The organism is Aureibaculum koreense, assembly GCF_034296135.1.
Classification (GTDB): Bacteria; Bacteroidota; Bacteroidia; order Flavobacteriales; family Flavobacteriaceae; genus Aureibaculum.
Map to the genome: position 1 here is coordinate 91480 of NZ_JAXKVV010000002.1, position 23070 is coordinate 114549.

At 29.1% G+C, this 23070-nt stretch carries 21 protein-coding genes; 1 reads left to right on the top strand and 20 read right to left on the bottom strand.

Translation table 11 applies throughout. The features are described 5' to 3' along the window. Nucleotides 1-23: 23 nt before the first annotated feature. The 20 genes from UMM65_RS02465 to UMM65_RS02560 all read right to left on the bottom strand — a co-directional run bounded on the left by UMM65_RS02465 (nucleotide 24) and on the right by UMM65_RS02560 (nucleotide 20953). Nucleotides 24-1136 carry a glycosyltransferase gene (locus tag UMM65_RS02465; protein WP_321974882.1) on the bottom strand — a complete coding sequence of 371 codons (1113 nt, stop codon included), beginning with the start codon at nucleotides 1134-1136 and terminating at the stop codon, nucleotides 24-26. Between the two features lie 77 nt (nucleotides 1137-1213). Next, nucleotides 1214-2701: an asparagine synthase-related protein gene (locus UMM65_RS02470; RefSeq protein WP_321974883.1), complete on the bottom strand. Its 1488-nt coding sequence runs from the start codon at nucleotides 2699-2701 to the stop codon at nucleotides 1214-1216. A gap of 66 nt (nucleotides 2702-2767) precedes the next feature. Next, nucleotides 2768-3880, bottom strand: a complete 1113-nt coding sequence (locus UMM65_RS02475) for a sugar-transfer associated ATP-grasp domain-containing protein (protein ID WP_321974884.1) — start codon at nucleotides 3878-3880, stop codon at nucleotides 2768-2770. Nucleotides 3881-3884: 4 nt separating this feature from the next. Beyond that, entirely contained in the window at nucleotides 3885-5069 is a 1185-nt protein-coding gene (locus tag UMM65_RS02480) for a glycosyltransferase family 4 protein (RefSeq protein ID WP_321974885.1), read from the bottom strand. Further along, nucleotides 5070-6212, bottom strand: a complete 1143-nt coding sequence (gene wecB, locus UMM65_RS02485) for a non-hydrolyzing UDP-N-acetylglucosamine 2-epimerase (protein WP_321974886.1) — start codon at nucleotides 6210-6212, stop codon at nucleotides 5070-5072. It lies immediately after the preceding gene. Further along, nucleotides 6202-7101 (bottom strand): SGNH/GDSL hydrolase family protein, encoded by a 900-nt coding sequence (locus UMM65_RS02490; RefSeq protein WP_321974887.1) that lies wholly within the window; start codon nucleotides 7099-7101, stop codon nucleotides 6202-6204. Before UMM65_RS02490 ends, wecB begins: the two co-directional genes overlap by 11 nt. Continuing rightward, nucleotides 7101-8156, bottom strand: coding sequence for an MBOAT family O-acyltransferase (locus tag UMM65_RS02495; protein ID WP_321974888.1), 1056 nt, complete (start codon nucleotides 8154-8156; stop codon nucleotides 7101-7103). The genes UMM65_RS02490 and UMM65_RS02495 overlap by 1 nt, the downstream gene beginning before the upstream one ends. Nucleotides 8157-8515: 359 nt before the next feature. Then, complete coding sequence (locus tag UMM65_RS02500; RefSeq protein WP_321974889.1) at nucleotides 8516-9631, bottom strand: polysaccharide biosynthesis C-terminal domain-containing protein; 1116 nt, start codon at nucleotides 9629-9631, stop codon at nucleotides 8516-8518. A 22-nt stretch (nucleotides 9632-9653) separates the two neighbouring features. Continuing rightward, entirely contained in the window at nucleotides 9654-9929 is a 276-nt protein-coding gene (locus UMM65_RS02505) for a hypothetical protein (protein WP_321974890.1), read from the bottom strand. 163 nt (nucleotides 9930-10092) lie between these two features. Beyond that, nucleotides 10093-11100, bottom strand: coding sequence for a polysaccharide biosynthesis protein (locus UMM65_RS02510; RefSeq protein WP_321974891.1), 1008 nt, complete (start codon nucleotides 11098-11100; stop codon nucleotides 10093-10095). 12 nt (nucleotides 11101-11112) lie between these two features. Further along, on the bottom strand, nucleotides 11113-11931 hold the full coding sequence (locus tag UMM65_RS02515) for a sialate O-acetylesterase (RefSeq protein WP_321974892.1): 819 nt from the start codon (nucleotides 11929-11931) through the stop codon (nucleotides 11113-11115). Continuing rightward, complete coding sequence (locus tag UMM65_RS02520; RefSeq protein WP_321974893.1) at nucleotides 11924-12616, bottom strand: xenobiotic acyltransferase family protein; 693 nt, start codon at nucleotides 12614-12616, stop codon at nucleotides 11924-11926. Before UMM65_RS02520 ends, UMM65_RS02515 begins: the two co-directional genes overlap by 8 nt. Next, on the bottom strand, nucleotides 12597-13973 hold the full coding sequence (locus UMM65_RS02525; protein ID WP_415859542.1) for a lipopolysaccharide biosynthesis protein: 1377 nt from the start codon (nucleotides 13971-13973) through the stop codon (nucleotides 12597-12599). The genes UMM65_RS02520 and UMM65_RS02525 overlap by 20 nt, the downstream gene beginning before the upstream one ends. A gap of 8 nt (nucleotides 13974-13981) precedes the next feature. Further along, on the bottom strand, nucleotides 13982-14977 hold the full coding sequence (locus UMM65_RS02530; protein WP_321974895.1) for an O-antigen ligase family protein: 996 nt from the start codon (nucleotides 14975-14977) through the stop codon (nucleotides 13982-13984). Nucleotides 14978-15271: 294 nt separating this feature from the next. Next, nucleotides 15272-16564 (bottom strand): NAD(P)H-dependent oxidoreductase, encoded by a 1293-nt coding sequence (locus tag UMM65_RS02535; protein WP_321974896.1) that lies wholly within the window; start codon nucleotides 16562-16564, stop codon nucleotides 15272-15274. A gap of 12 nt (nucleotides 16565-16576) precedes the next feature. After that, the gene (gene rfbC, locus UMM65_RS02540) at nucleotides 16577-17113 is read right to left on the bottom strand and encodes a dTDP-4-dehydrorhamnose 3,5-epimerase (protein WP_321974897.1); all 537 of its coding nucleotides are present in this window, start codon (nucleotides 17111-17113) and stop codon (nucleotides 16577-16579) included. A gap of 1 nt (nucleotide 17114) precedes the next feature. Then, complete coding sequence (gene rfbG, locus UMM65_RS02545; RefSeq protein ID WP_321974898.1) at nucleotides 17115-18251, bottom strand: CDP-glucose 4,6-dehydratase; 1137 nt, start codon at nucleotides 18249-18251, stop codon at nucleotides 17115-17117. After that, nucleotides 18215-18997 (bottom strand): glucose-1-phosphate cytidylyltransferase, encoded by a 783-nt coding sequence (gene rfbF, locus UMM65_RS02550; RefSeq protein ID WP_321974899.1) that lies wholly within the window; start codon nucleotides 18995-18997, stop codon nucleotides 18215-18217. The genes rfbG and rfbF overlap by 37 nt, the downstream gene beginning before the upstream one ends. A gap of 22 nt (nucleotides 18998-19019) precedes the next feature. After that, nucleotides 19020-20075: a glycosyltransferase family 4 protein gene (locus UMM65_RS02555; protein WP_321974901.1), complete on the bottom strand. Its 1056-nt coding sequence runs from the start codon at nucleotides 20073-20075 to the stop codon at nucleotides 19020-19022. A 47-nt stretch (nucleotides 20076-20122) separates the two neighbouring features. Then, nucleotides 20123-20953, bottom strand: coding sequence for a hypothetical protein (locus UMM65_RS02560; protein ID WP_321974902.1), 831 nt, complete (start codon nucleotides 20951-20953; stop codon nucleotides 20123-20125). Between the two features lie 260 nt (nucleotides 20954-21213). Here UMM65_RS02560 and UMM65_RS02565 point away from each other — a divergent pair, with 260 nt between their 5' ends. Next, nucleotides 21214-22278, top strand: a complete 1065-nt coding sequence (locus UMM65_RS02565) for a glycosyltransferase (RefSeq protein ID WP_321974903.1) — start codon at nucleotides 21214-21216, stop codon at nucleotides 22276-22278. Nucleotides 22279-23070 lie beyond the last annotated feature (792 nt).

Here is a 23070-nt window from a genome sequence, read left to right on the forward strand (position 1 = left end):
TGTTTTTTTATTTTTTATAAATTTTATTCTTCTTTGACATTATTTTTATATAGCTCTAAAGTTTTTTCAATCATACCGTCTATCGTAAAATGGTTTTCAATCCTCATACTCCCATTTTCGCCCATTTGTTTTGAAACTTTTGGATTTTTTAACAAATAATTTATTTTATTGACTACTTCAATTTTATTTCGTTGGCTTACTAAAAAACCTGTTTCATTATCTATTACAATTTCATTAGTACCTCCTCCAATAGTGGCAATAACTGGTTTTGACAAAGCCATATATTCCATAATGGAATTTGATATTCCTTCACCATGACTATTAACGTTAGTTAATAGCAATCCTATATCAAAAATATTTACAACTGACTCCACATCTTTTTGCCTACCTACAAATCTAAAATTATCTTTAAATTCATTATTTGTAAGCTTTTTTATATTGTCCAAATCGGGTCCATCACCAATAGCTACAAAAGTTACATCTTTTCTTTTTTTCAGAATTAAATTACCCGCCTCTACAAACGTGATATAATCTTTTCTGTCATGAAAAGCGGCAGTCATACCAACAATGTAGGCAGAAGTAATATTGAATTTTTCACGAACTTCATCTTTGGTTAACTTTATAATTAACCTGTCAAAATTAAATCCGTTGTAAATATATCTTCCCTTTTTTTGAGGAACTCTAAAAGAATCTAGACCTGCCTTAGAATTTGATAATATTATGGTACTGAATGGGTATGAAATTGCCGTTAATAAATATCGCATTGAATATGGCTTTACCAAATTAGCTGGCGGTGCTGTTGATATCATAGAATTTATAAAAGGGATTCTCTTTAATTTACATATTGGTCCAAAATGAAAAGCGGCGATATTATCCCAACAATGAACTACTTCAGGTTTAAAGGTTTTTAAAATATTATTAAACTTATGCAATATTTTAATATCCCTTTTTAAATTTCTTTTTAAAAAATGAATTTTAAGATCCAAATCATAAATTTCTTTATAATGAACATCTTGTGATAAAATGATTAACTCTATTTCAACTTTTTTCTTTTCAAGCAAACCCTTAATCAACGACACTAACCTCCTTTCTTTTCCACCGGAAGCTAAAGATTCAATAATATATAATATTTTCATTTATTTTTTTAATTAAACTTTATTCAGTATTTAATGATTTTTATTGTTATTTAATAAACATTACCTATTTTATCAATTCAAAAGTGAAAAGGACTTCTATACATTTTCTTTGTAATATTTAGCAATTTCAATTTAAAAGGCAATAAAAAATTAATTATATTATTAAAAGGTGAAGTGTTATATTCTGTTTTTTTTATATCAATGGCATACATGTCAATGAATAACGACAATGATGCCAACCAAATTAGTTTTTCTTCTAAGTTAGAATCTCTATAGTACCAGGAAGATTTCATATACTTAAATATATCTTCTAACGCTTTCATATTAAAAATATTTAAATCTTCAATATTTTTTGACAACACTAAAGTTTTGATATATTCATTTAAATCCTCATATAGGTATTTTGAATATGAATGATGAATTTTATCAAAAGAGTCAGGACTTCCTTGAGTTTCATCAAATAACAAACCTGTTCTGGCCCAAGGTATATGAGTTAAATCTGTTTTAAAGAGACTTAATAATTCCATATATATGTTATTATTTCTAAGCTTAGGGTGTAATGACCAAATGTAACCAAATACCTCTGGGTCAGAAAAAACCTGATACAAAGGGATTTTTTCATTTATAACTGATAAACAAGGGTTTAACATCCTACGCATATAATGTATTTGGTTATCCTGTTCTATTTGTTGATACTTAGTATTTTGAGGAAACTTTTCCCAGTATTGAAGAATATCTTGATTAATTTCTTTTTTATGATTTTTTATAATATTATATTTAAAAATTCCATGTCTATTATTGATTCCGTCCCTCAAATCTTTTAAGAAATATAATGTCTTTCCTGAATACTCCCCTCTACCTATACTATCACCAAAACTTCCTGCCAATATACAATCTATTCCCTTCTCTTTTCTGATTTGAAGCATAGCATGAAGATGGGTTGGAGAATACTCACAGCCTCTAACGGCAGTTTCTTTTAAATTATTTAATAAATCTTCTGAGGAAACTGGTATATGTTTCCAACCCCAATTAAATAACTTAGCTATTCTTTCTGCGTATACAACATCCCTACTGTTTAAATTTCCCCATGTATAAGCTATGACTTTTATTCCTACTAATTCTTTATTTTTTATTAAGATATCCAATACTCCTGCAATTATTCTACTATCCATTCCTCCTGTCAATAAAATTCCAATAGATTTCTTATTACCAATATAATTAAGAATTTCAGTTTTTAACAATTCTAAAAATGTAAGAGAAACTTGCTTTATATCAATTAACTTCTCATCATGTTTAGGGGAATCAAAATATTCCCATTCTGTTATGTCTAGATTTGGTTTTGCCATCCAAGGAGATTTGCTTATTCCCTTAATAATAGTTCTATCAGCTAATGCATAACCCTTTGTTAAAATTTCAATTATGGCAACATAATCAATTTCAATTCCATCGTTTTTAGATTTAAGAGTTTCAGAAAAATTATGATTTATTTTAAATCCCTCTTTTGAGTTTATGAAGAAAGGATTGAAAAAGCCTAAGTGATTGTAAAATTTAAATAATTTGGACATTTTATTAATAAATTATTGAAGAAGAATTTTAAAAACTAGCTTATGGTGTATTTTTTAAATTATATTTTAATTGGAAAACATATTTACAGTGCATTGTGCTAAAATTTTATCAGTATATTCACCGAAAAGAGTACCAGTTGCAAATTGATGATGTACCCCCTGAACCGAAACGTTGAACTCAATTAGAACAGGTCTTCCTTTCTCATTAATAGCAATGTCCCATGAAACAATTCTAAAGTAGGGAATTTGTTTGTGCAAATTTTTAACCGCAATTTTAATATTAGAATAGTTTGGTATTTGATAATTTTCTAATTTAATATTTGTATTTGATTCTGTCACAATTTTACCATCTCCTCTATATCCTTTATCTAAAGTACCATCTTCTTTAACATTACAAACTATTACACTTTTACCACTAGTGGGATGTGATGAATTATCAACAACAGCTCCTTCACCTCCAATCCGAACAAAAGATGCAAGTATCATCACTTCACAATCTATCAACAGTGACTGTATTCTTAAAGTATTGACAGAGCTTTTATTTAAATCACTCATTGTTTTATGTTGAATAAAATACTTTTGAATGATAAAATTCTTGTCATATAAACTAATCAACTCTTCAATTGACAGTTTTTCATAATTTGATTGCTTGCCGTTAAGTTCAAATACAATAATATTCTTTCCCCCACCTGAATCTAAAGATGGTTTAATAATTAATTTTTTATATTCCAAACATTTATTTATGACTTGGTCAAAATCAAGAATATTTCTATTTTCATCTAAAAATATGCCATTTATATTTTTTACTATTGTTTCTGGCTGCTCAATTGCGTTAAAGAGTCTATCTAATAAATTTTTATCTGTTAAAATTTCAGGCTCACTGAGCATATTTAATTGAGGCTCAATAACATTTGTGTATAATTCAACAGGAATATATTCTTTATGAAATTCACCCCTTAGATCGGTATAGAATTGATGCCATCTTGTGTTAATGTTTTTAAATCCAAAACGGGCATAATATTCTTTAATTTGTTTTTTTTGAGAACGAGATAATGGTTTACATTTACACTCCTTAACTATTTTTTTAGATCTAGATATAAAATGATGTTTATTTTTTTGATAAACAGAATACTTAAGCAATCGTTTAAAAAGGCTTCCAGTTATTTTATAAAAATTCATTATCTTAATTATTTAAATTATCTTCTAAAATAGCAACTATTTTGGTTGATTGAATTTCAGCATTAAAATGTTCATTCGCGATTTGAAATCCTCTTTCACCAACTATTTTCGCATTCTCTCTATCGGTTAGTATGCTTAAAATTTTTGATGCCACGTCTTCAACACTTCCTGGTTTAGCAATAAAGGCACTAATATTATCTTGAAGATAATCTGGAATCTCTCCAACTGAAGTAACTACGACAGGATTACCAGTGGCCAAATATTCTCCTAATTTAGTTGGAAAACCAAATTGAGCCTGAATAGAATCTGGTCTAGCTAATACCAAACAATCTGAATTTATTAATAGATCAGGAATTTTCTCCCTAGATACTTTTCCTAAATACTCTACTTTGTCATCTAATTTTTCGCTTTTAATAAATTCTACTTGTTTTAAATAATCCTGATCAGGTTTTTTTGGACCAATTAATTTTAATAGAACATTTGGAAATTTATTAATAACAATAGCAAACGCTTTAATTAATATATCTACGCCATCTTTTTTATTTCTCATCAACCCCACATAAGAAATGACAAAATTATCATTATTACTAATTGATTTTGATTTATTAAATCTATCAATATCCACTGTCATAGGAATATGATATAGTTTTGCACTATGATTCAATGGCTCACCATAAAATTTCATTAGGCTTTTAGTCATCAAAAACATAATATCAATTTTAGGTAAAATTAAATCTAGATACTTCTTATATTCTAAATCACTAAGCATGAGGCTTGGAAACTCACTCATATTCTGGATAATTTTTAAACCTTGACTTTTGAATAAAGATATAGACTCTAATTGTGCATCATGATTTAACCCAATTGTTGTCCATCCATAATCAAAATTTGTATTTTTTTGAATTGTCTTTTGTTTATTAATAATCAATCGCTTAAAAATAGTATTGAATTTGAGTTTTTTTAAAATTCTTATTTGATATGGAAAACCAATGTATTGAATAGTAATCCCTTTTGGATATTTTTGTTTTTTATGAAAAACATATTCTTTCCAATCTTTATAGCCATCAGTAACTAAAAAGTAGATCTCTATATTTCTTTTGATCATCCCTTCAAAAAGTCCTCTCATTCTATTTGAATAGGCTCCCTCAAAATAATATAGATTCGAAGAAACTATATAAAGTACTTTCATTTAGTCTTTTTTATTTATACCCCACCACCTATTGCTTAATCCTGCATTACCCATTATTAACTTTAAAACTCTCCAAGAAGTATTCAAAATCTGATATTCTTGAGGTATTTCTTTGTAACTACCTATTTGTTGTTCTTTGATAACTGTTTCAATAGAGTTCAGGATAACGTCAGGATTAAAACCTGTTAAAATAATCGTACCAGTATCTTGAGCTTCAGGTCTTTCCATACTTTGTCTTAAACTAATAGCAGGAAAAGATAACATGGCAGACTCTTCACTAATTGTTCCACTATCAGATATGGCACATAATGATTCTTTTTGTAATTTTATGTAATCATAAAACCCAAAAGGTTTTAAAAATTGTATTTTTTTATCAATTTGAATATTTGTTAATACTTCTAATCTTTTTCTTGTGCGTGGATGGGTCGAAACAATAATAGGAATGTCATAACTTTTTGCCAACGTATTTAAAACAGAAAGAATTTGCTTTAAATGATTTTTGTTATCCACATTTTCTTCTCTATGCGTTGAAACAATAAAATACTGTTTTTCTTTCAATTGAAGTTTATCCAAAATTTCTGAATTATTAATTTTTTCTTCATTTTCTTTCAATACCTCCAACATTGGTGACCCTGTTAGATAAATTCTTCTATGGGGTAAACCCTCACTTAACAAGTGTCTTCTGGCATGTTCTGTATAAACTAAATTAAAGTCAGCAACGTGGTCAATAATTCTTCTATTTATCTCTTCAGGCACATTCATATCAAAACTTCGATTTCCTGCTTCCATGTGAAATATTGGAATACGCATCCGTTTTGCAATAATACCTACTATACTAGCATTAGTATCACCTAAAATTAGCACAGCATCAGGTTTTTCTTTTTTAAATACTTCTTCACTCTTCATTAGGGTTTCACCCAAAACCCTGCCTAGACTAGAAGTATTGACTTCTAAAAAATAATTTGGTTTTCGTAATCCAAGATCCTTAAAAAATATTTCATTCAATTCATAATCATAGTTCTGCCCTGTATGGATAATTATTTGTTCTAAAAAATCATCTATACGTTTTATCGTTGAACTCAAACGGATGATTTCCGGGCGCGTTCCTACCACAGTTGCTATTTTCAATTTTTTATATTCCATGTTTAATTTTTTTTGAAAAATGCCTTGAAAAAATTTCGGCACCAATATTATTCATATGAAGTTGATCTCTAAAATATTCGGGCTTTTGGTATAATTCTAAATAATTTGAATAATCAAAAAATGGTAAATTATTTTTATTAAAAATTTTTTCAACTTCACTAATAATTTTATTTTGTAAATCAAATTTTAAATACGTCGGAGAGATTACTCCAATTAGTTCAATATTATTATGCTTGCAGAGATTAATTATTTTATCTAAAAATTGATTTTTATTTGAATCAATTATTTCATTACCTAAAAAAAACGGAACGAAACTACTTGTTTCAATTTGCCCATCTAATGGTTCAAAACCAAAATTCATATTTTTATTTAAAAAAATATCGCTTCTTATAAAATCATAAATAGTAGAATTATAAATATACAAGTTAGATATAAGTTCTAGCTTAGAGAAATCAGGATTTAAATGAACTATATCTTTAAAAGAATTGTATTTATTATAATAAGGTAATAATAAATTTAATTTTGAATACGATTGTTTATCAACTATTACATTGGGTGATATATCTAAGATAACTATTTTTGGTGGTTTTATTTTAATCCTTTCACTTAACACGGCATAGTTAAGGAAAATACCATAACCTCCAACTCCTCCATTATAGCTTGTCATTTTTAAATTTTCGGAAAATATTTTAGGGTTGTAATGATGCATTGCTCTTGAACTACCTAAAATTAAAAGATCAGATTTAGATTTTAAACTTCTATTAATAACACTATAATCACCAAAATTAATATTATTAAATTTTTTTTTATAAACTTTTCCAACGGCAAGGTCAATAATAATGACCAGCCCAAAAAACAATATTATATATTTTAAATAAGATTTAATCATTAGAATTGAAAATATATGAACTGACCTCCATTAAAAACACCTGTATATAATATTAAACAGACTAAAAAAGCAAAATATATGGCTACTTTATAATTAATTTTTGAATTTTCTATTATAGAATCTGTATTACTTTCAACAATCAGATCGTTAACAAACAATACAACTAGCCCAATAATACCAAAGAAAAAGATTTTATAATCACTAAATAATTCTCCACTAAAACTAAAAATATTTTTTGCTATGTAGAACGCATCAGCTACATTATTTGCTCTAAAAAAAATCCAAGCAAAATCTACCAATAAAAAAACGATTAGGGCTCTTAGTATTCTATTGAAAAGTGATATTTTTTGATATTTTTTAACCTGTAGCTTAAAAATATTTTCTATAACTATATAAATACCATGTAATGCTCCCCATATTACAAAAGTCCAATTGGCTCCATGCCAAAGACCGCTAATTAAAAAAGTCAAAAATAAATTTAAATACCACCTAGAAATACCTACTCTACTGCCACCAATTGGTATATAAAAGTAGTCTCTGAACCAAGTTGATAAAGAAATATGCCATCTATGCCAAAAATCACCAATTGATGTGGCAAAATAAGGGCGTTTAAAATTTGTCATAAGATCATAACCCATAATCCTTGCAGTTCCAATTGCTATACTTGAATAACCTGCAAAGTCACCAAATATTTGAAAAGCAAATAGAATTGTTGCAATTAAAAAGGATAAGCCCGAATGTTGATAAACATTATTATAAACAGAATCTACATACAATGATAATCTGTCAGCTATAACTAACTTCATAAAAAAACCCAAAACAATCCACTTGATGCCCTTTATAAAATTTTGAAATGAAAGTTTATGATTTTCTCTAAATTGTGGCAACAGCCTCGTACTTCTTTCTATTGGCCCAGCAACCAATTGCGGGAAAAAAGAGATATACAACGCATAAATACCAAAGTGCTTTTCGGTATTAATTTCTCCCCTATAGACATCAATAGTGTAACTCAGAGTTTGAAAAGTATAGAATGAAATCCCTACTGGCAATAACAATTTTAAATATGGAATTTGTGAATCTGAACCTAACGTTATTAGAACATCATTTATTGATGTCCCTAAAAAATTAAAATATTTAAAAAAAAACAAGACTCCCAAGCATATAATTAGAGTAACCACTAAATAAAATTTTTTCTCTTTTTTTCTCTTTGACCTTTCAATTTTGATTGCTGTAAAATATGAAATTAAAGTTGTAAATGAAATTAGAAAGACATAGTTTACATTCCAACTCATATAAAAATAATAACTTGAAATTAACAATATAAACCATCTCCATTTATGTGGAGAAAGAAAATATAGTACTAAGACTATAGGAAAAAAATATATAAACTGGATTGAGTTAAATAACATTTTACTTATACTTTTTTAAAATAAGTATCTGGATCACTTTCATCATATGGTTCATTAATCCAAAATAAGGTAATTAATTCTGAATCTCCTATGTTTTTAATATTGTGAGTAAACCAAATTGGCATATCGACATAGGCAGGTTCACTTCCATCTAAATAATAGTTTATAACTTCATCAGAATTTATTTTCCTTAATTGTATCAAGGCTTTGCCACTAATAACGGCAAAGCGTTCGACCTTTCTAGTATGATAATGATTACCCCTAGTTATGCCAGGTTTTGTGGTTGAATAAGATGATTGCCCTGAAGTTTTTGCCCTAATAATTTCTACAAAAGAACCTCTTTCATCAGTATGTCTGGTATATTTTTTTGGAAAATAATCAGTAGGAATGAAACTTCTAAATGTATTAAATAAGTTAATTTCAAAAGGATCTCTTAAATCCGGAACTACTCCATTATCAAAATAATCCGATTTAAAGGCATTTATCAATGCTAATATTTCAGTTACTTTTTTTGATGATGTATGTTTTACTCTATATGAAATAACTTGTTTTTCCGTCTTAATGATATCTTTATAAAATATCTCTGATAATTCGTTGATGTAAATTAGACTTAGCTGCCCGTCTATAACAATTTTTGGTATTTCATTATGAACTACTTGATAGCAAAAAGTTGAAACCACAGAATTATAGTAAGGTTTACCGAACGGACCAAAAACATTAGGTATTATTAAGGTTGTAATTGAGGTATTATGTTTTTTTGCCCATTGTTCTAGAAATATCTTACTATCTTTTTTCGATTTACCATAAAGATTATCACGATCTTCCTGAATAGATGAAGAAAAAACAATTTTCGGAGCTACCCCTTCTCTATCACAAGCTATGGTTAATTTTTTTACTAAATTGATATTAGTATTATATATTACCTGAGGGTCATCATGCCGGTTCATGGCCGCAATATGTACTATAACATCACATTGTTTCACAAATTCTTGCAATAAAGATGCGTCCTTAAAAAATATTTTTTTAAACATGATAAGTTCAATTTCATCTTTAAGACTTAAATAATTGTACAAATGTGACCCCATAAAGCCAGACTGACCTGTAATACCTACTTTAATCATTTATGCTCTATTTTTTAATTTCCTATTCCAATCTTGTCCATAAGTTTTTATCAAATCTAAATCGGTCATTAGGTATTTCATTTAATAAAAAATCAGAAAAAAACATTAACCTTGAATTTGGTTCTATACTTTTAAAGACATTTGCATATCTCTTTAGTACAAAAAGTACTTGTGGTAAATCTGAGTTTAGAATAAATTCATGCACGGTTAATTTTTCTGATGGATTTTCTAAATTATCGATTTCCACAACTCTAATATCAACTGCACCTTCTAAACAATAAAACCATCTAAATTCCACTTTGTGGGCTTGTCAAGATCTAATAATTTTCAGTATTAGTATTTGCTGAAAAATACATTATTATACTAGATAAATAAAAATCGCTCACAAATTCTATTGAACTTCTATCATCTTTAAAATACTTCCTTGTAATTATTAGTAATGGTTTTAAAGATTGACCCATTTAATTATCTATATCGTCTCTTATCTGATCTAATTTCAGTAATAATTTCTCTGTGCCTTTAACATCAAGTCTATGCGTGTTATGTGAATGGTATTCTTCAACAATGCTAATATCAATGTGACCTTCAGAGAAAAACTGGTTATAATTTAAGTCTCTATTATCTGCCGGAATTCTAAAATAATCTTTCATATCTTCAGCTTTGACCATTTCTTCCCTGTTAACTAAAGATTCATATAATTTTTCACCATGTCTTGTACCAATAACAGTAACATCACTATTCACATTATATAGATTAATCAAAGCTCTCGCTAAATCTCCAATAGTTGATGCTGGAGATTTTTGCACAAAAATATCTCCCTGATTTCCATTCTTAAATGCAAATAGCACAAGATCAACTGCATCTTCTAAAGTCATCATAAACCGTGTCATGTTTGGATCCGTGATAGTCAAGTTTTTACCTTCTTTTATCTGATTAATAAATAATGGAATTACAGAACCTCTACTGGCCATCACATTACCATAACGTGTCCCACATAAAACCGTATTCATGGCATCTCTGGATTTTGCAACCATAACTTTTTCCATAAGTGCTTTGGTAATACCCATGGCATTGATTGGATAAACAGCCTTATCAGTACTTAAAACCACTACCCTTTCAACACCATGCCTAATTGCAGAATCTAAAACATTTTCTGTTCCTAAAACATTTGTTTTAACAGCTTCAATTGGAAAAAACTCACAAGATGGTACCTGTTTTAAAGCCGCTGCATGGAAAATATAATCAACACCATTAACCACATTGTCAACAGACTTTTGATCTCTTACATCTCCAATATAAAATTTTGCAGATTTATTATTTAATAACTTTCTTAAATCATCTTGCTTTTTTTCATCTCTGCTAAAAATTCTAATTTCTTTAAAAACTTTGTCTTTGAGGAATCTATTGAGTACTGCTTTACCGAACGATCCAGTTCCTCCTGTTATTAAAAGTATTTTCTCTTTGAACATTAATATCTAATTTTAATTTGTCTTATTTAATTCCATTATTATATTGCTCCAATCCTGAGCTAAACTTATCATTGCTTTCTCTGATAAATGAATCCCGTCATATCGATGCCCCTCATTTATATACCTGTCGGTATCAGGACCAAGAAAGACGTTAGAATTTTCAGTTACAACCGACATTTGAGCATTTCTTATTTCAACACTAATTGGTGTTTTGGCAGTGGGACTATATGAAGTCAAAGACAATACAACGGGTACGTCACTTAAAAAGTTGTTTAACATATCTATTAGCTCATTTAATCTCAATTTAAAATCTATCAAAGATGTTTCCATTAAATTATCTTCTTCACCTTGTTGCCATAAAATATAATTAGGTGGAATATTATTAACTTTAAGTTGATTTAACGTATTTATTAGTTTTTTATGATATTTTCCATCGTGATTCCAATCAAAAACCGTTGAACCTCCCTCGGAAATATTAACCAATAAAATTAAGTCATATTCTTTACTTTTTATTAAATTTTCGGAAAAAGGAATCCAAATACTACCTTTATTACCAGAAGCTCCCTCCATGGGATCCTTTGCTAAAGAAACTCTATTATTATAAAAAGAATAAATATTTTTATGTGATGAAAAAACCTTAGCTCCGTAATTAGCGGCATTTGATTGCCCTAAAATTAAAACGACTAAGCCCCTCTTATTGTTTTTAAATTTATTGACTATTTCCTCTGTGTGTTTATCAATTTCTTTTTTTGACTGATTTTCAACTAAATACAATGCGAAAAAGAAAAGAATTATCACTACAACAATCACAATAATCAATATGTTATTCATTTTTCTCAATACACTTTAAGAATTCTTCAATATTTAAAAAACTTTTATAATTTCGTTCTAACCATTCTTCTTCTTTATCCCACCATTCTGTTTTTTGAATTTGTTCAATGTAACGTTCTTCAATTCTAAATTTAATATGTTTTGCAGGGACCCCTCCAACAATTTCATATGGTTTAACATCTTTTGTCACAATAGATCCAGCGGCTACAATAGCTCCATTACCAATAGTAACACCACTCATAATAATGGAATCATTTCCTATCCACACATCGTTTTTCAAAATAATTTTATCATGTTCTTCAAAAAAATCTTTATCAGAAAATGTTTTGAATCCTTTATTATTAGCGTAAAAAGCGGGGTGTGTAGAGACAAAGTGAGTCGGATGCTTTCCTAATCCGAATTGAATATTAGATGCAATTGAACAAAATTTGCCGATAATTGTAAAACCAACATGGGTATTTGAATTGATATAACTATGGTCACCAATTTTTGAATTACTCAGTGTTACATCATTACTAAGAAATACATGATTACCGATTTCAGAATTATTAATTGCTACATACAGCCCCAATCGAAGGTTTCTATTTTTATATTTTTTTAATTGCTTATACCTTTTATAATAGGCATAAACTAATTTAGGTTGAAACAATAACAAAATATTTTTTTTATTTATTCCAAATGCCATATGCCGTATTATTAATTAATTTTTTATACTGTATGGGTGCAATAAACGGTGAGTAAAAATTAGCAATAATAGAAGCTAAAACAACGCTTTCAATACCCCAATGTAAATACTTTATAAAAAAAATGGCTACTGGTATAAAGATAAGTGAACCAATTAGCAGCGAATACATTTGTATTAACAATTTTCCAACTCCATTAATAAACATATTAAAAATACCTCCGAAAGTGAATAGTAAAAAATATATCAGAAGAGCAACTTTTAATCTTGTAGTAATAATAATGTTTTCCATTTCTTTTTTACTCAACCAAAATTCAAAAAATGTATCAGATATAAAGAATAAAAAAATGCCCATTACTAACAAGCCTAACCAGACATATAGTAATTTTTTTGTAGATCTTTTAATCCAACCAATATCTTTTGTCACCCACGCATCTGTATATGCTACCCAAAAGGGTGCAACAATAATAGTAAAAATCATCGTAATAACAGAGAATAATTTATAAGCTATTTGAAAGGGAGTAACTTCTGCGGGTCCATAAAACTGGGTAATAATAAAATTTGAAGACTGAAACATTACTAACGCAGAAATTTGAATTAGAAAAAATTTAAATCCAAGATTTAAAAGATCTCTGGCATATTTAAACTTAACGAATTTTATGGATGGTGCAATTTTTTTATAATCTTTGTTATAAAAATAAATTGTTGCAATAATAATTACCATAACAGGTACAGCACTTAAAACCCAACCTAAATAAATCAGTGATCCTTCAGTTGTCTTAGTTAAAACATAAATAATAATTAGCATAATAAGATTCCCAATAGGACCTAGAGCATAAGCAATTGCCGGTCTTTGGTCAGCAGCTAACACGGTTTTAATAAGGCTTAAGACAAATGAAAGAAAGAAAAAGCTAAATATTATAAACGTTAAGGAGGTCAATTCAGAAGCTAATACCTCATCAGTGTTTAAAATAAAGTTCCAATCAATAAAAAAATTTCCTATCAAAAAGAGTATACCAAATGTTCCAATAACAAGACTCAGAATTGCGTATGTGGTACTTATATATATTTTTGCCAATACATAATCTTTATTAGCAAGAGCTCCTGCCAACTTATTCTTTAGTCCACTACCCAATCCGATTTCGAAAAAAGCAAACCAACCCAAAAATGAGGTTAATGTAAGCCATATTCCATAAGTTGTTTTATTTAAGTATTGCAACGTAATTCTAATCATTAAAAAACCTACAATTATACTTAGTCCCTTAATGGCGAATGAGGCAATGATGTTTTTTTTAGCTTTTACTGATCTTTCATGACCTTTAAAAAAAGAACTTACGTAACCCAAATATTTATCAAACATATATATATTTACTTTTTTAAGATCAAATTAGATTTTTTTTGTTCAATAAAATATTTATCAGCTAATACTGCAAAAATTAAACCCATTTCAAAAACTGAAAATGTAACTAAAGTAAGATTAGCTACAGCAAATCCCATTATTCCGAAAAAAGGTGCCCAACTGGAGGTTCTTTTTGCATTTAAGTATAGTTTTTTTAAAAATAAAAATAAAAATATTAAAAATAATGAACCTCCAACAAAACCATACATATAAAGTAAAGATAAATATCCAACATGTAATTGAGAGGATTTCCTTGCCAAAGCTTTTTGTAATTCATAGTCCTGTTTACCAGTACCCCCCATACCATATTTTATACTACCTTTACCAAAAACAGCATTTTTCCAGTATAATTTATTAAATACCTGAATGGCCAACAATCTAGTTCCTGCAGATTTCTGACTAACTTTCTTTTTGTCATTTTCTAAAATTCTTTCCTTGACAATACCCTCTGCATTAACACCAATAGTATTGAGTGTAAAATAAGAAATTAATAGTATCAAAGGAATAACTATTAAATATTTTAAAAATTGTCTAAACTTATAACGTTGGGTAATTAAAACGACGATAAACACCATCAAAGTATTTACCATAATCCATCTAGATTTAGTAAGTAATGAATAAATAATACCCATTAAGATCCAAAACAAAACTTTTTTACTTTGTCTTCTCTTGTTTAAATCTTCAACCACTAATAAGAAAACAGGAACAAACCCTAAACCATTGGTAATATATCCAACCCAGGAATAAATTGAATGCAGACGTTCTACGTTACTAGTTTCTGAAGCGTTTTCATTAACCATGTCCTCCCTTATAAAAAAATTAGCACTGTAGACTTGTTGAATTATTATAACAAGTACTGCAATAATTAGGATTTTTTTACTCCATTTGAAAAGAAATTTATAATATTTTTTATTTATTGAAAGGTTTTCAACAATGAATAAAAGGTTAAAAGATCCAATCAACATATTCTTATATAGGTATGCAATTTTAAACTCCCTATCTAATTGATAAAATGCCGAGTGATATACATATACAATGAACAACAAATAGAATAACAAATAACTCGGAAATTTTATTGGGTTAGATTTATTTGCATAGAGCAAAATTAAAAAAACACCAAAATAGGTAAGTATTGTGAAAGTAGAATTGAAGTCCATTTTTGCAACTCCCAGTGTTATATAAGCGACAAAGGGCGATAACATAAGAATTAATATGATGAACCTATTAAATTTATTTGGTATGGAATAATATCGACTCAATTAAATCCTGTTAAATGTTTGTTCTTGTTCGTTCCATAACTCGTCACACAACCTATTTAAAGGTAATTCTATATCATCAAAAGTCAAAGCTTGGTCTTTAGGGATATTATTTAGAACCTTGCAACCTTCGGCCAATCCCATAGGTAATAAATTTTCTTTTCTGGCAGTGTCGGAATTTTCACAAATACCGTAAGTCATATAGCCTCCAATTTCATCAATACTATCACCTTCTTTTAAATCTGTTTTGGCTATGGTTATAACATCTACAACAGGTCCTGCCTTAGCCGCAACTATGGTATCGTTAAAGTCTACCATCCTAGCTATAGAAATTGGAATTTCAAAAAATAGTAAATGATAAGGGATATAAAAACTGTATAACGGCCCTTTGCCCAACTTTCCATAGTCTAAATATTTAATAGATAATGGATCATCAGAGGTAGCATACACAAAAACTCCAGGACCTGGTTTTGAACCAATTATAAAATCTACTACTCCACCCAGTTCTTCAAGTTGCTTAACATCATATATATCTGTTAGATTATCAATATGATCTTTAGATTCATAACCTAGCATACCACGTTTGGCAACCTTCATACCAGTGGCATTTGCAATACAAGCCTGCTCACAAGAAACTTTAGTACCATCGGCAAAATTAGTTGCCATTACTGGAGACATCCCCCAACTTTCCGCGAATGCCTTTTGAGTAGTAGGTGTTCTATATTCATCCAACATCCCTTTTATATTACCACAAACCAAAGGTTTAAAGCCCATTTGTTTTACAAAACGATATAGGTTTAAGGTAACACCTGGTTGATCGCCCTCTGCAACACTATATTTAACCTCGGCTTTATCTGCTTTATATTTTAGAATAGGACCTAAAGTAGCATCCAATTCCGCATTAAAGGATAAAATATCTTTACCGTTTTCAATACAATCTAAAGTTAACTTTGCCGAAAACTCTATAGACCCCGTCATGTCAACAATAATATCAATGTCTTTTGATTTTATTAATAAATCAAGATTTTGGGTAATAATAGCCGTACCGGAATCAATTGCTTTTTGAAAATCTTTAGCATTTTCAACAAGCACATAAGTGTCAATTCCAGATATTTTATAGGCGTTAATGGGTCGTTCAACACTTCTGTTGTAGGTAGCGACCACTTTCATGCCCGGTGTATGTTTGGTTATCTGATTGATTAATCCTTTAGCCATTTCACCAGCACCTACAACACCTACTTTTATTGGGTTGTTGGCTAATTCTCTTTCTTTTAATTTATTATCTACAATTATCATATATAAATTGTTTTAAAAAGGGCTTTTATAATTATCCAAGGTTATTAATTGCCTATCTTTATTGGACACAATTGGGTTTTTGGTGGGCCATTCAATACCACAGCTATCCCATTTAATACCCCCTTCACTATCTCCGTTGTATATTGTAGTTGTTCTGTTTAAAAATAATGCTCCTTCACCTAAAACGTAAAAACCGTGTGCCATACCTCTGGGTACATAGAGCATATTTCCAATATCGGAATCTAAAATAATACTGAATTTTTTTTTATAAGTAGGTGAATCTTTCCTTAAATCAACTACTACATCGAAAATTTTTCCAGATAAACAGGTAACGAGCTTTACATGATCGTAAGGTGGTTCTTGAAAGTGAAGGCCCCTTAACACATTTTTGCCAGAAGTAGAATAGTATTCTTCGGCAAAATCGGTTTCTAATTCAAGGCTTTTAAAAGTATCTTCATGAAATGTTTTAATCAATCTACCTCTGGTGTCTTCAAAAACCTTGGGTACTAATTCAAAACATCCTGGTATGGGGGTCAATATTTTTTCCACTTTAAAATTTCAAAGAATTAGAATACTCCTTAATTTGTTTTTCGGTAATATTTATGATTTCACTTGAATTCTCGAATGTTGTTTTATACCAGTCAACCGTGTTTTTTACGGTTTCATTAAAATTCCATACAGGTTGCCAATTTAGCAAATGGTAGGCTTTATCAATACTTAAATTTAGTAAAAATGCTTCATGTTTGGCATCTTCTTTCTTGTAAGTCCAAGATCCACTGCCCCAATTTTCTAAAATTTCTTTTACCAGCACTTCAACAGACTTATTAGATGAGGATAATGGCCCAAAATTGAAACCAGAGCAATAGGTTTCTAAATTTCCAGTATGAAGATTTAGCAATTTACGGCCTAAAACTAAATAACCTCCCAAAGATTCTAATACATGCTGCCATGGTCTTGTTGCCAGTGGGTTTCTAACAATTATTTCTTCTTTTTTTTGTAAAGCACGAATACAGTCTGGTGCAATTCTGTCATCAGCCCAATCTCCACCACCAATAACATTCCCCGCTCTTGCAGAAGCAACTTTTACACCATGATAGTTATAATTATTTACATTAAAAAAAGATCTTCTCCAAGAGGAAACGACGAGTTCAGCAGCTCCTTTGCTCATGGAATAGGGGTCATACCCGCCCATAGGATCATTTTCTCTGTAGCCATGAATCCATTCTTTATTTTCATAGCATTTATCAGAAGTAATAATTATAATATTTGTCGATATTCCTAATTGCCTAACGGCTTCCAATACATTGGCAGTACCATTAATATTGGTCTCTAGGGTTTCAATAGGGTTTTTATATGATTCTCGGACTAACGATTGGGCTGCCAAATGAAAAATAATATCAGGTTTAATTTCCTTAATATATTTCTTCAAAGACTCTAAGTCTCTAACATCATTACCATTGTGATTAGTATGCTTTTTTAATTCTAATTGGTAAAAAAGCGATGGTGTTGTGGGAGGATTTAACGCATATCCAAAAACTTCGGCATTAAGCAATAATAACCATTGGGACAACCAACTTCCTTTAAAGCCTGTATTACCGGTAACTAATACTTTTTTGCCTTTGTAAGTATTTTCAAGATTCATGTTCATCATTACCAATTTTTCCAAGCTGGTGTACCATCTTGCCAAATATTTTCTAAAACCGTTTTATCTCTTAGTGAATCCATACTTTGCCAATAGCCCTCGTGTTTAAAAGCCGTTAATTGACCTTCTTTTGCCAAATTTTCCATTGGTTCTCTTTCCCATACAGTCGAATCTTCTTCAATATAATCAAAAATCTGAGGTTCCAATACAAAAAAACCACCATTAATCCATGCCGTTTCACGAGTACCACCTTTTGGTTTTTCCCTGAAATTTTCAATTTTGTTATTGTTTTGTTCTAGGTTAAATGCCCCATATCTACCAGGTTGTTGTACGGCTGTTAATGTTGCAAAACTATTTTGGGATTTATGGAAGTTCAACAAATCATTAAAATTTACATCACTTACGCCATCACCATAAGTTAGAAAAAAAGGCTCGTTACCAATATAATCCTTAACCCTTTTAATTCGGCCGCCAGTCATTGTATTTTCACCTGTATCTATTAAGGTGACTTTCCATGGTTCAATGCTATTATTGATTATTTGAGTTTCATTGTTTTTCAAATCAAAAACAACATCAGAAGAATGCAAATAATAATCAGAAAAAAATTCTTTTATCATGTGTCCTTTATACCCACAACAAATAATAAAATCGTTATGTCCGTAAGAAGAGTACATCTTCATGATGTGCCATAAGATAGGTTTTCCTCCTATTTCTACTAAAGGTTTCGGTCTTACTCCTGTTTCCTCACTTAAGCGTGTGCCAAAACCACCTGCCAAAATTACTGTTTTCATATTTCTATTTATTTACAATTTATTAACTACAAAAATCGATAATTTTCTTTGATAGTTTTTCTATGTTAAATTGTTTCATTTTTAATATAGCCTTTGTTCCTATTTCATTTCTTAGTTTTTCATCATCCATTAAAATTCTAATCTTATTAGAAAGTTCGTCAACATTTCCAACAGGTACTAAATATCCGTTTATATTATGATCTATTATCTCTCTTGGACCTACATCTGCGTCAAAACTAATTACTGGTAGTCCCACAACCATAGCTTCACAAATAGCATTACCCCAGGCTTCAGAAATTGAAGTAGAAGCAAAAATCATCGATTTACTTAGCCATTCAAATACATTTTTAACTGCTCCTGGCATAATAACTTTATCCTGAATACCAAGTTCTTCTATTTTTTTTTCCAATCCATTCTTTAACTCTCCATCTCCAAGAATCATAAATTTCCAATCGCCCCTATTCAATTTGGCACAGGCTTCTAAAAAATACGTTTGCCCTTTAACACCTGTAAGCCTACCAACATTAATCACAATTTTTTCTTTATCAATCCTTTTATTTATTGGGTAACTCTCTACAGGGTTAGGAATTACAACAACATTATTAGAACCAGTTTCTGAGGCTACATAATCTTTAGCAGCTTTAGTCATTACGATTATACCTTCTGCTCTTTTGTATAACAATTTTCTCGAAAATTGTTCAATTTTATTCCTTTTTCTATATGGGCTCATGGCATCCCTTACAAAAATACGAGCCTTTAAAAAAATAGTTGATACTAATGTAAAAATATTGGTTGAACTCAAGGTGCTCAAAACGAAATTCGGTTTTTCCTTAAATATAATCCACCTTAACCTTACCATAGCTCTTAAACCAGTTAAAATCTTATATACTATATTTTTGTTAGAATAATTTAATTCAACTAATTTTATATTCTCTGAAATTTTAAAAAAAGAATCACCAGATCTTAATAGTATTATTATTACATTATAATTTTTACTTATCCAATAATTTGCTAAACTTGTCATAAATCTTTGCCCACCTCCATGGTCTAGTAGGGGTGTTACTAATATAATTTTCATGGTTGATAGTTCAAATTAATTTAATATCGTAGAAATTTCATATTGACTTATTTTATTTTTATAAATAATGATTTTAGTAATAATAAGAAGACACTTGAGAATGACCTAAATGAAGATACGGGATTTTTAAAAATGGCTAATTTTGAAGCCATTCTTGTTTTTTCCATTTCTTCACTTACTAATATCCCTCTTTTAGCATAGTCAATATTCAAATTTTCCTTATTTAAAAATTCAATCCCCCAAGGTACCCATTTGCCTTTAAAAACATAACCACTATTCCATGTGTTATAAACATGCCCCTCCTTCTCTACATACTCTTCGGTTATACTGTAGAACCCATCTTTTCGTATCCAAGACCTGTATCCACTAATTTTTTCGGACATAAAAACATTCTCGTAATCTTTTAAATATTCATTTAACACTTTTTTTTTCCAGATACCTGGAATCAACAAAAATCGATGTTTACATATTGGGTCAATTTTTGAAAGATATTTAAATTCTGATGGTTTCTCTTTCCAATAAACTCTATAACGCAACAATCTTATGTAATCAATTTCTTGATTCGTATAGATTAAGTTTACAAAATATCTAAATTTTTCAAAATTAACTCTGCTTCGTAAAAAATAATCTTCAGAAATAGGTAAAACAATTTCATGTTTAGCCTTCTTTAAACTATTTTTCAACCTTTGTCCCCAAGCTGCATCATTACCATGTTTTATAACTTTAATATTTAAATCTTCGAAACTATAATCTTTAGTTGTAGTACTCAATATTATATCAAAATTAACGGCTTCGGGAAAATATTTCTTTAATAAAGTAAAAAATGGGTCCCAACAATCTGAATAACCATCATAAGAGCAAATAACTAATGAAATCATATTCTATTCTAATTATTTTAAAGATAAAAAATTATCGTGATTTTTCTTTCTACGGCTTCGCCACTATAAGCCACATTATTTTAACAAAAATAAAGTAATTATATAATATTATAGCAAAGTAATCCATGTTTATTGATTATGGATTGTAAATCAATTGGTCTACCTTAGAGTTAACGTATAAAGTGTCTATTAATTATGTTTATAAAAACTTTGTTGATTATAGAATAAATATTAAATTTACTTTCCGGTTTTTTGTTAAAATGAAATTAAGTTATATAATACCACTATATAATGCTGAAAAATATCTAAAGCAATGTCTTGATAGTATTTATGGTCAGCAAATTAATAAAAGGGATTTTGAAGTTATTGTTATAGACGATGGCTCTACAGATAAGAGCCTATTAAAAGCAAATAAAATTGCTGAGCAATATGACAATATTAAAGTTTATCACCAAGATAATAAAGGTGTTAGTGCAACCAGAAATAAAGGTATAGAACTAGCTAAAGGCAAATATATATGGTTTATTGATTCTGATGATTACATTATTTCTGATACGGCAAATTTACTAATCGAGTGTTTAGAAAAAAACAATTTAGATATCCTAGAATTTCAGCTTATTAGAACTGAGTCAAGGGCTTTGAACATATCTATTCACAATAATCCTTCTCTTTCTGATATAAAAGTTTTAAACGGAAAAATTTATGCCTCAACACGAGGCTATAATGAAAGTTGTTGTACATCAATATATAAAAGAGAATTTTTATTATCAACATCTTTGCGTTTTATTGAAGGTAGAATTATGGAGGACATGGCTTTTAATGCTGAAATAGTCCCTTTGTCTAATAGAATTGCTTATTTTCCATTAGATGTTTACCGATATGTTATAAATCCAAAATCAATATGGACAAATAGAGAACCTATTGCTTTTAGAAAATCTATTGATGACTTTATTTTTATGGCAAAAAAATTTACAAAAATCATAGCTGATTATCAAATCAACGATGTTGATACTAAAATTATTAAACTGCGACAACAAGAAATGCTTTTTAATATTTCTAAACGTCTATTAATGTCAAATTATACGATTAATGAATTAAATTGTATTTTTAAAGATTTATCTGCACATAACCTTTATCCTATAATGCCTTATAAAGGAAAAGGACTCTATCGAAAACTAGAAACCTCAATTTTTAATAAAAGATATTTGTTCTTATTAGCTGTACTTAATTACAGGATTTTCAAAAAGCAAATCAATTATTTTATAATCAGAAAATATCAACGAAAAAAAGAAAAGCAAATTAGGTCGATTAATGTAGAATTATGATTATCGGTGAATAAATTTATTAAAGATGTATTCAACAATGACAAAGTAATCAGATAGTATTCAGAACCTTTTAAACTGAAATTTTAGACGAACTTTCCACAGGTAAACTAAACAAAAACCAATTAGGCAAACTCTACGGAATAAATACCAATACCATAAATGAATGGATTAGGTAAAGACCTAATGAACAACAGAATAAATGTGGAAACTAAAGACGAAATAACACATACTGAATAGCTTCAAAAGGAAATCAAACAACTAAAACAACTCTTACTTAAAAAAGATTTAGATGCTTTGGTGTTGGACTCTTATTTGGAAGTTGCAGCAGAACAGTTAGGTTATAAATCCGTAACGGAATAAAAAAAAGTTAAATCTCTAGCTCTTATTAAAGTTAAAGAAAAGTCAAAGGGATTTACTTCTTTAAATACTATAACTCATTATTTTGGTTTAAAACGTGATACCCATTACAAGTATATAAATAGAGCTAATGAGCGTTTAAAATTAGAACAACAGATTATTCAAATAGTACAGAAAAGACGCAGGTCCCTTGCCAAAGAAGGTGTGCGTAAACTTATAAAACATTAGATGATGAGTTTATTAAAGCCAACCTTTAAGTTGGTAGAGATACTTTATTTAATGTCCTTAGAAAAAACAATATGCTTACACTTAGAAAAAATATAGCCCGTAAATAACCAATTCCTTGCACAGGTTCTACAAGTACAAAAACATCAGTATCAATATCGATCTACACTTTTTTTGAATATCTATTTCCAAAACCGAATAAAGATATAA

Bases quoted from the DNA above. Each gene is read 5' to 3' on its own strand.
- UMM65_RS02530 (WP_321974895.1), bottom strand. From the start codon at position 14,977: ATGTTGATTGGATCTTTTAACCTTTTATTCATTGTTGAAAACCTTTCA.
- UMM65_RS02520 (WP_321974893.1), bottom strand. From the start codon at position 12,616: ATGGCATTTGGAATAAATAAAAAAAATATTTTGTTATTGTTTCAACCT.
- UMM65_RS02525 (WP_415859542.1), bottom strand. From the start codon at position 13,973: ATGTTTGATAAATATTTGGGTTACGTAAGTTCTTTTTTTAAAGGTCAT.
- UMM65_RS02475 (WP_321974884.1), bottom strand. From the start codon at position 3,880: ATGAATTTTTATAAAATAACTGGAAGCCTTTTTAAACGATTGCTTAAG.
- UMM65_RS02500 (WP_321974889.1), bottom strand. From the start codon at position 9,631: ATGATTAAAGTAGGTATTACAGGTCAGTCTGGCTTTATGGGGTCACAT.
- UMM65_RS02480 (WP_321974885.1), bottom strand. From the start codon at position 5,069: ATGAAAGTACTTTATATAGTTTCTTCGAATCTATATTATTTTGAGGGA.
- UMM65_RS02535 (WP_321974896.1), bottom strand. From the start codon at position 16,564: ATGATAATTGTAGATAATAAATTAAAAGAAAGAGAATTAGCCAACAAC.
- UMM65_RS02560 (WP_321974902.1), bottom strand. From the start codon at position 20,953: ATGATTTCATTAGTTATTTGCTCTTATGATGGTTATTCAGATTGTTGG.
- rfbF (WP_321974899.1), bottom strand. From the start codon at position 18,997: ATGAAAACAGTAATTTTGGCAGGTGGTTTTGGCACACGCTTAAGTGAG.
- UMM65_RS02490 (WP_321974887.1), bottom strand. From the start codon at position 7,101: ATGATTAAATCTTATTTAAAATATATAATATTGTTTTTTGGGCTGGTC.
- wecB (WP_321974886.1), bottom strand. From the start codon at position 6,212: ATGGAATATAAAAAATTGAAAATAGCAACTGTGGTAGGAACGCGCCCG.
- UMM65_RS02515 (WP_321974892.1), bottom strand. From the start codon at position 11,931: ATGAATAACATATTGATTATTGTGATTGTTGTAGTGATAATTCTTTTC.
- UMM65_RS02470 (WP_321974883.1), bottom strand. From the start codon at position 2,701: ATGTCCAAATTATTTAAATTTTACAATCACTTAGGCTTTTTCAATCCT.
- UMM65_RS02465 (WP_321974882.1), bottom strand. From the start codon at position 1,136: ATGAAAATATTATATATTATTGAATCTTTAGCTTCCGGTGGAAAAGAA.
- UMM65_RS02565 (WP_321974903.1), top strand. From the start codon at position 21,214: ATGAAATTAAGTTATATAATACCACTATATAATGCTGAAAAATATCTA.
- UMM65_RS02510 (WP_321974891.1), bottom strand. From the start codon at position 11,100: ATGTTCAAAGAGAAAATACTTTTAATAACAGGAGGAACTGGATCGTTC.
- UMM65_RS02555 (WP_321974901.1), bottom strand. From the start codon at position 20,075: ATGAAAATTATATTAGTAACACCCCTACTAGACCATGGAGGTGGGCAA.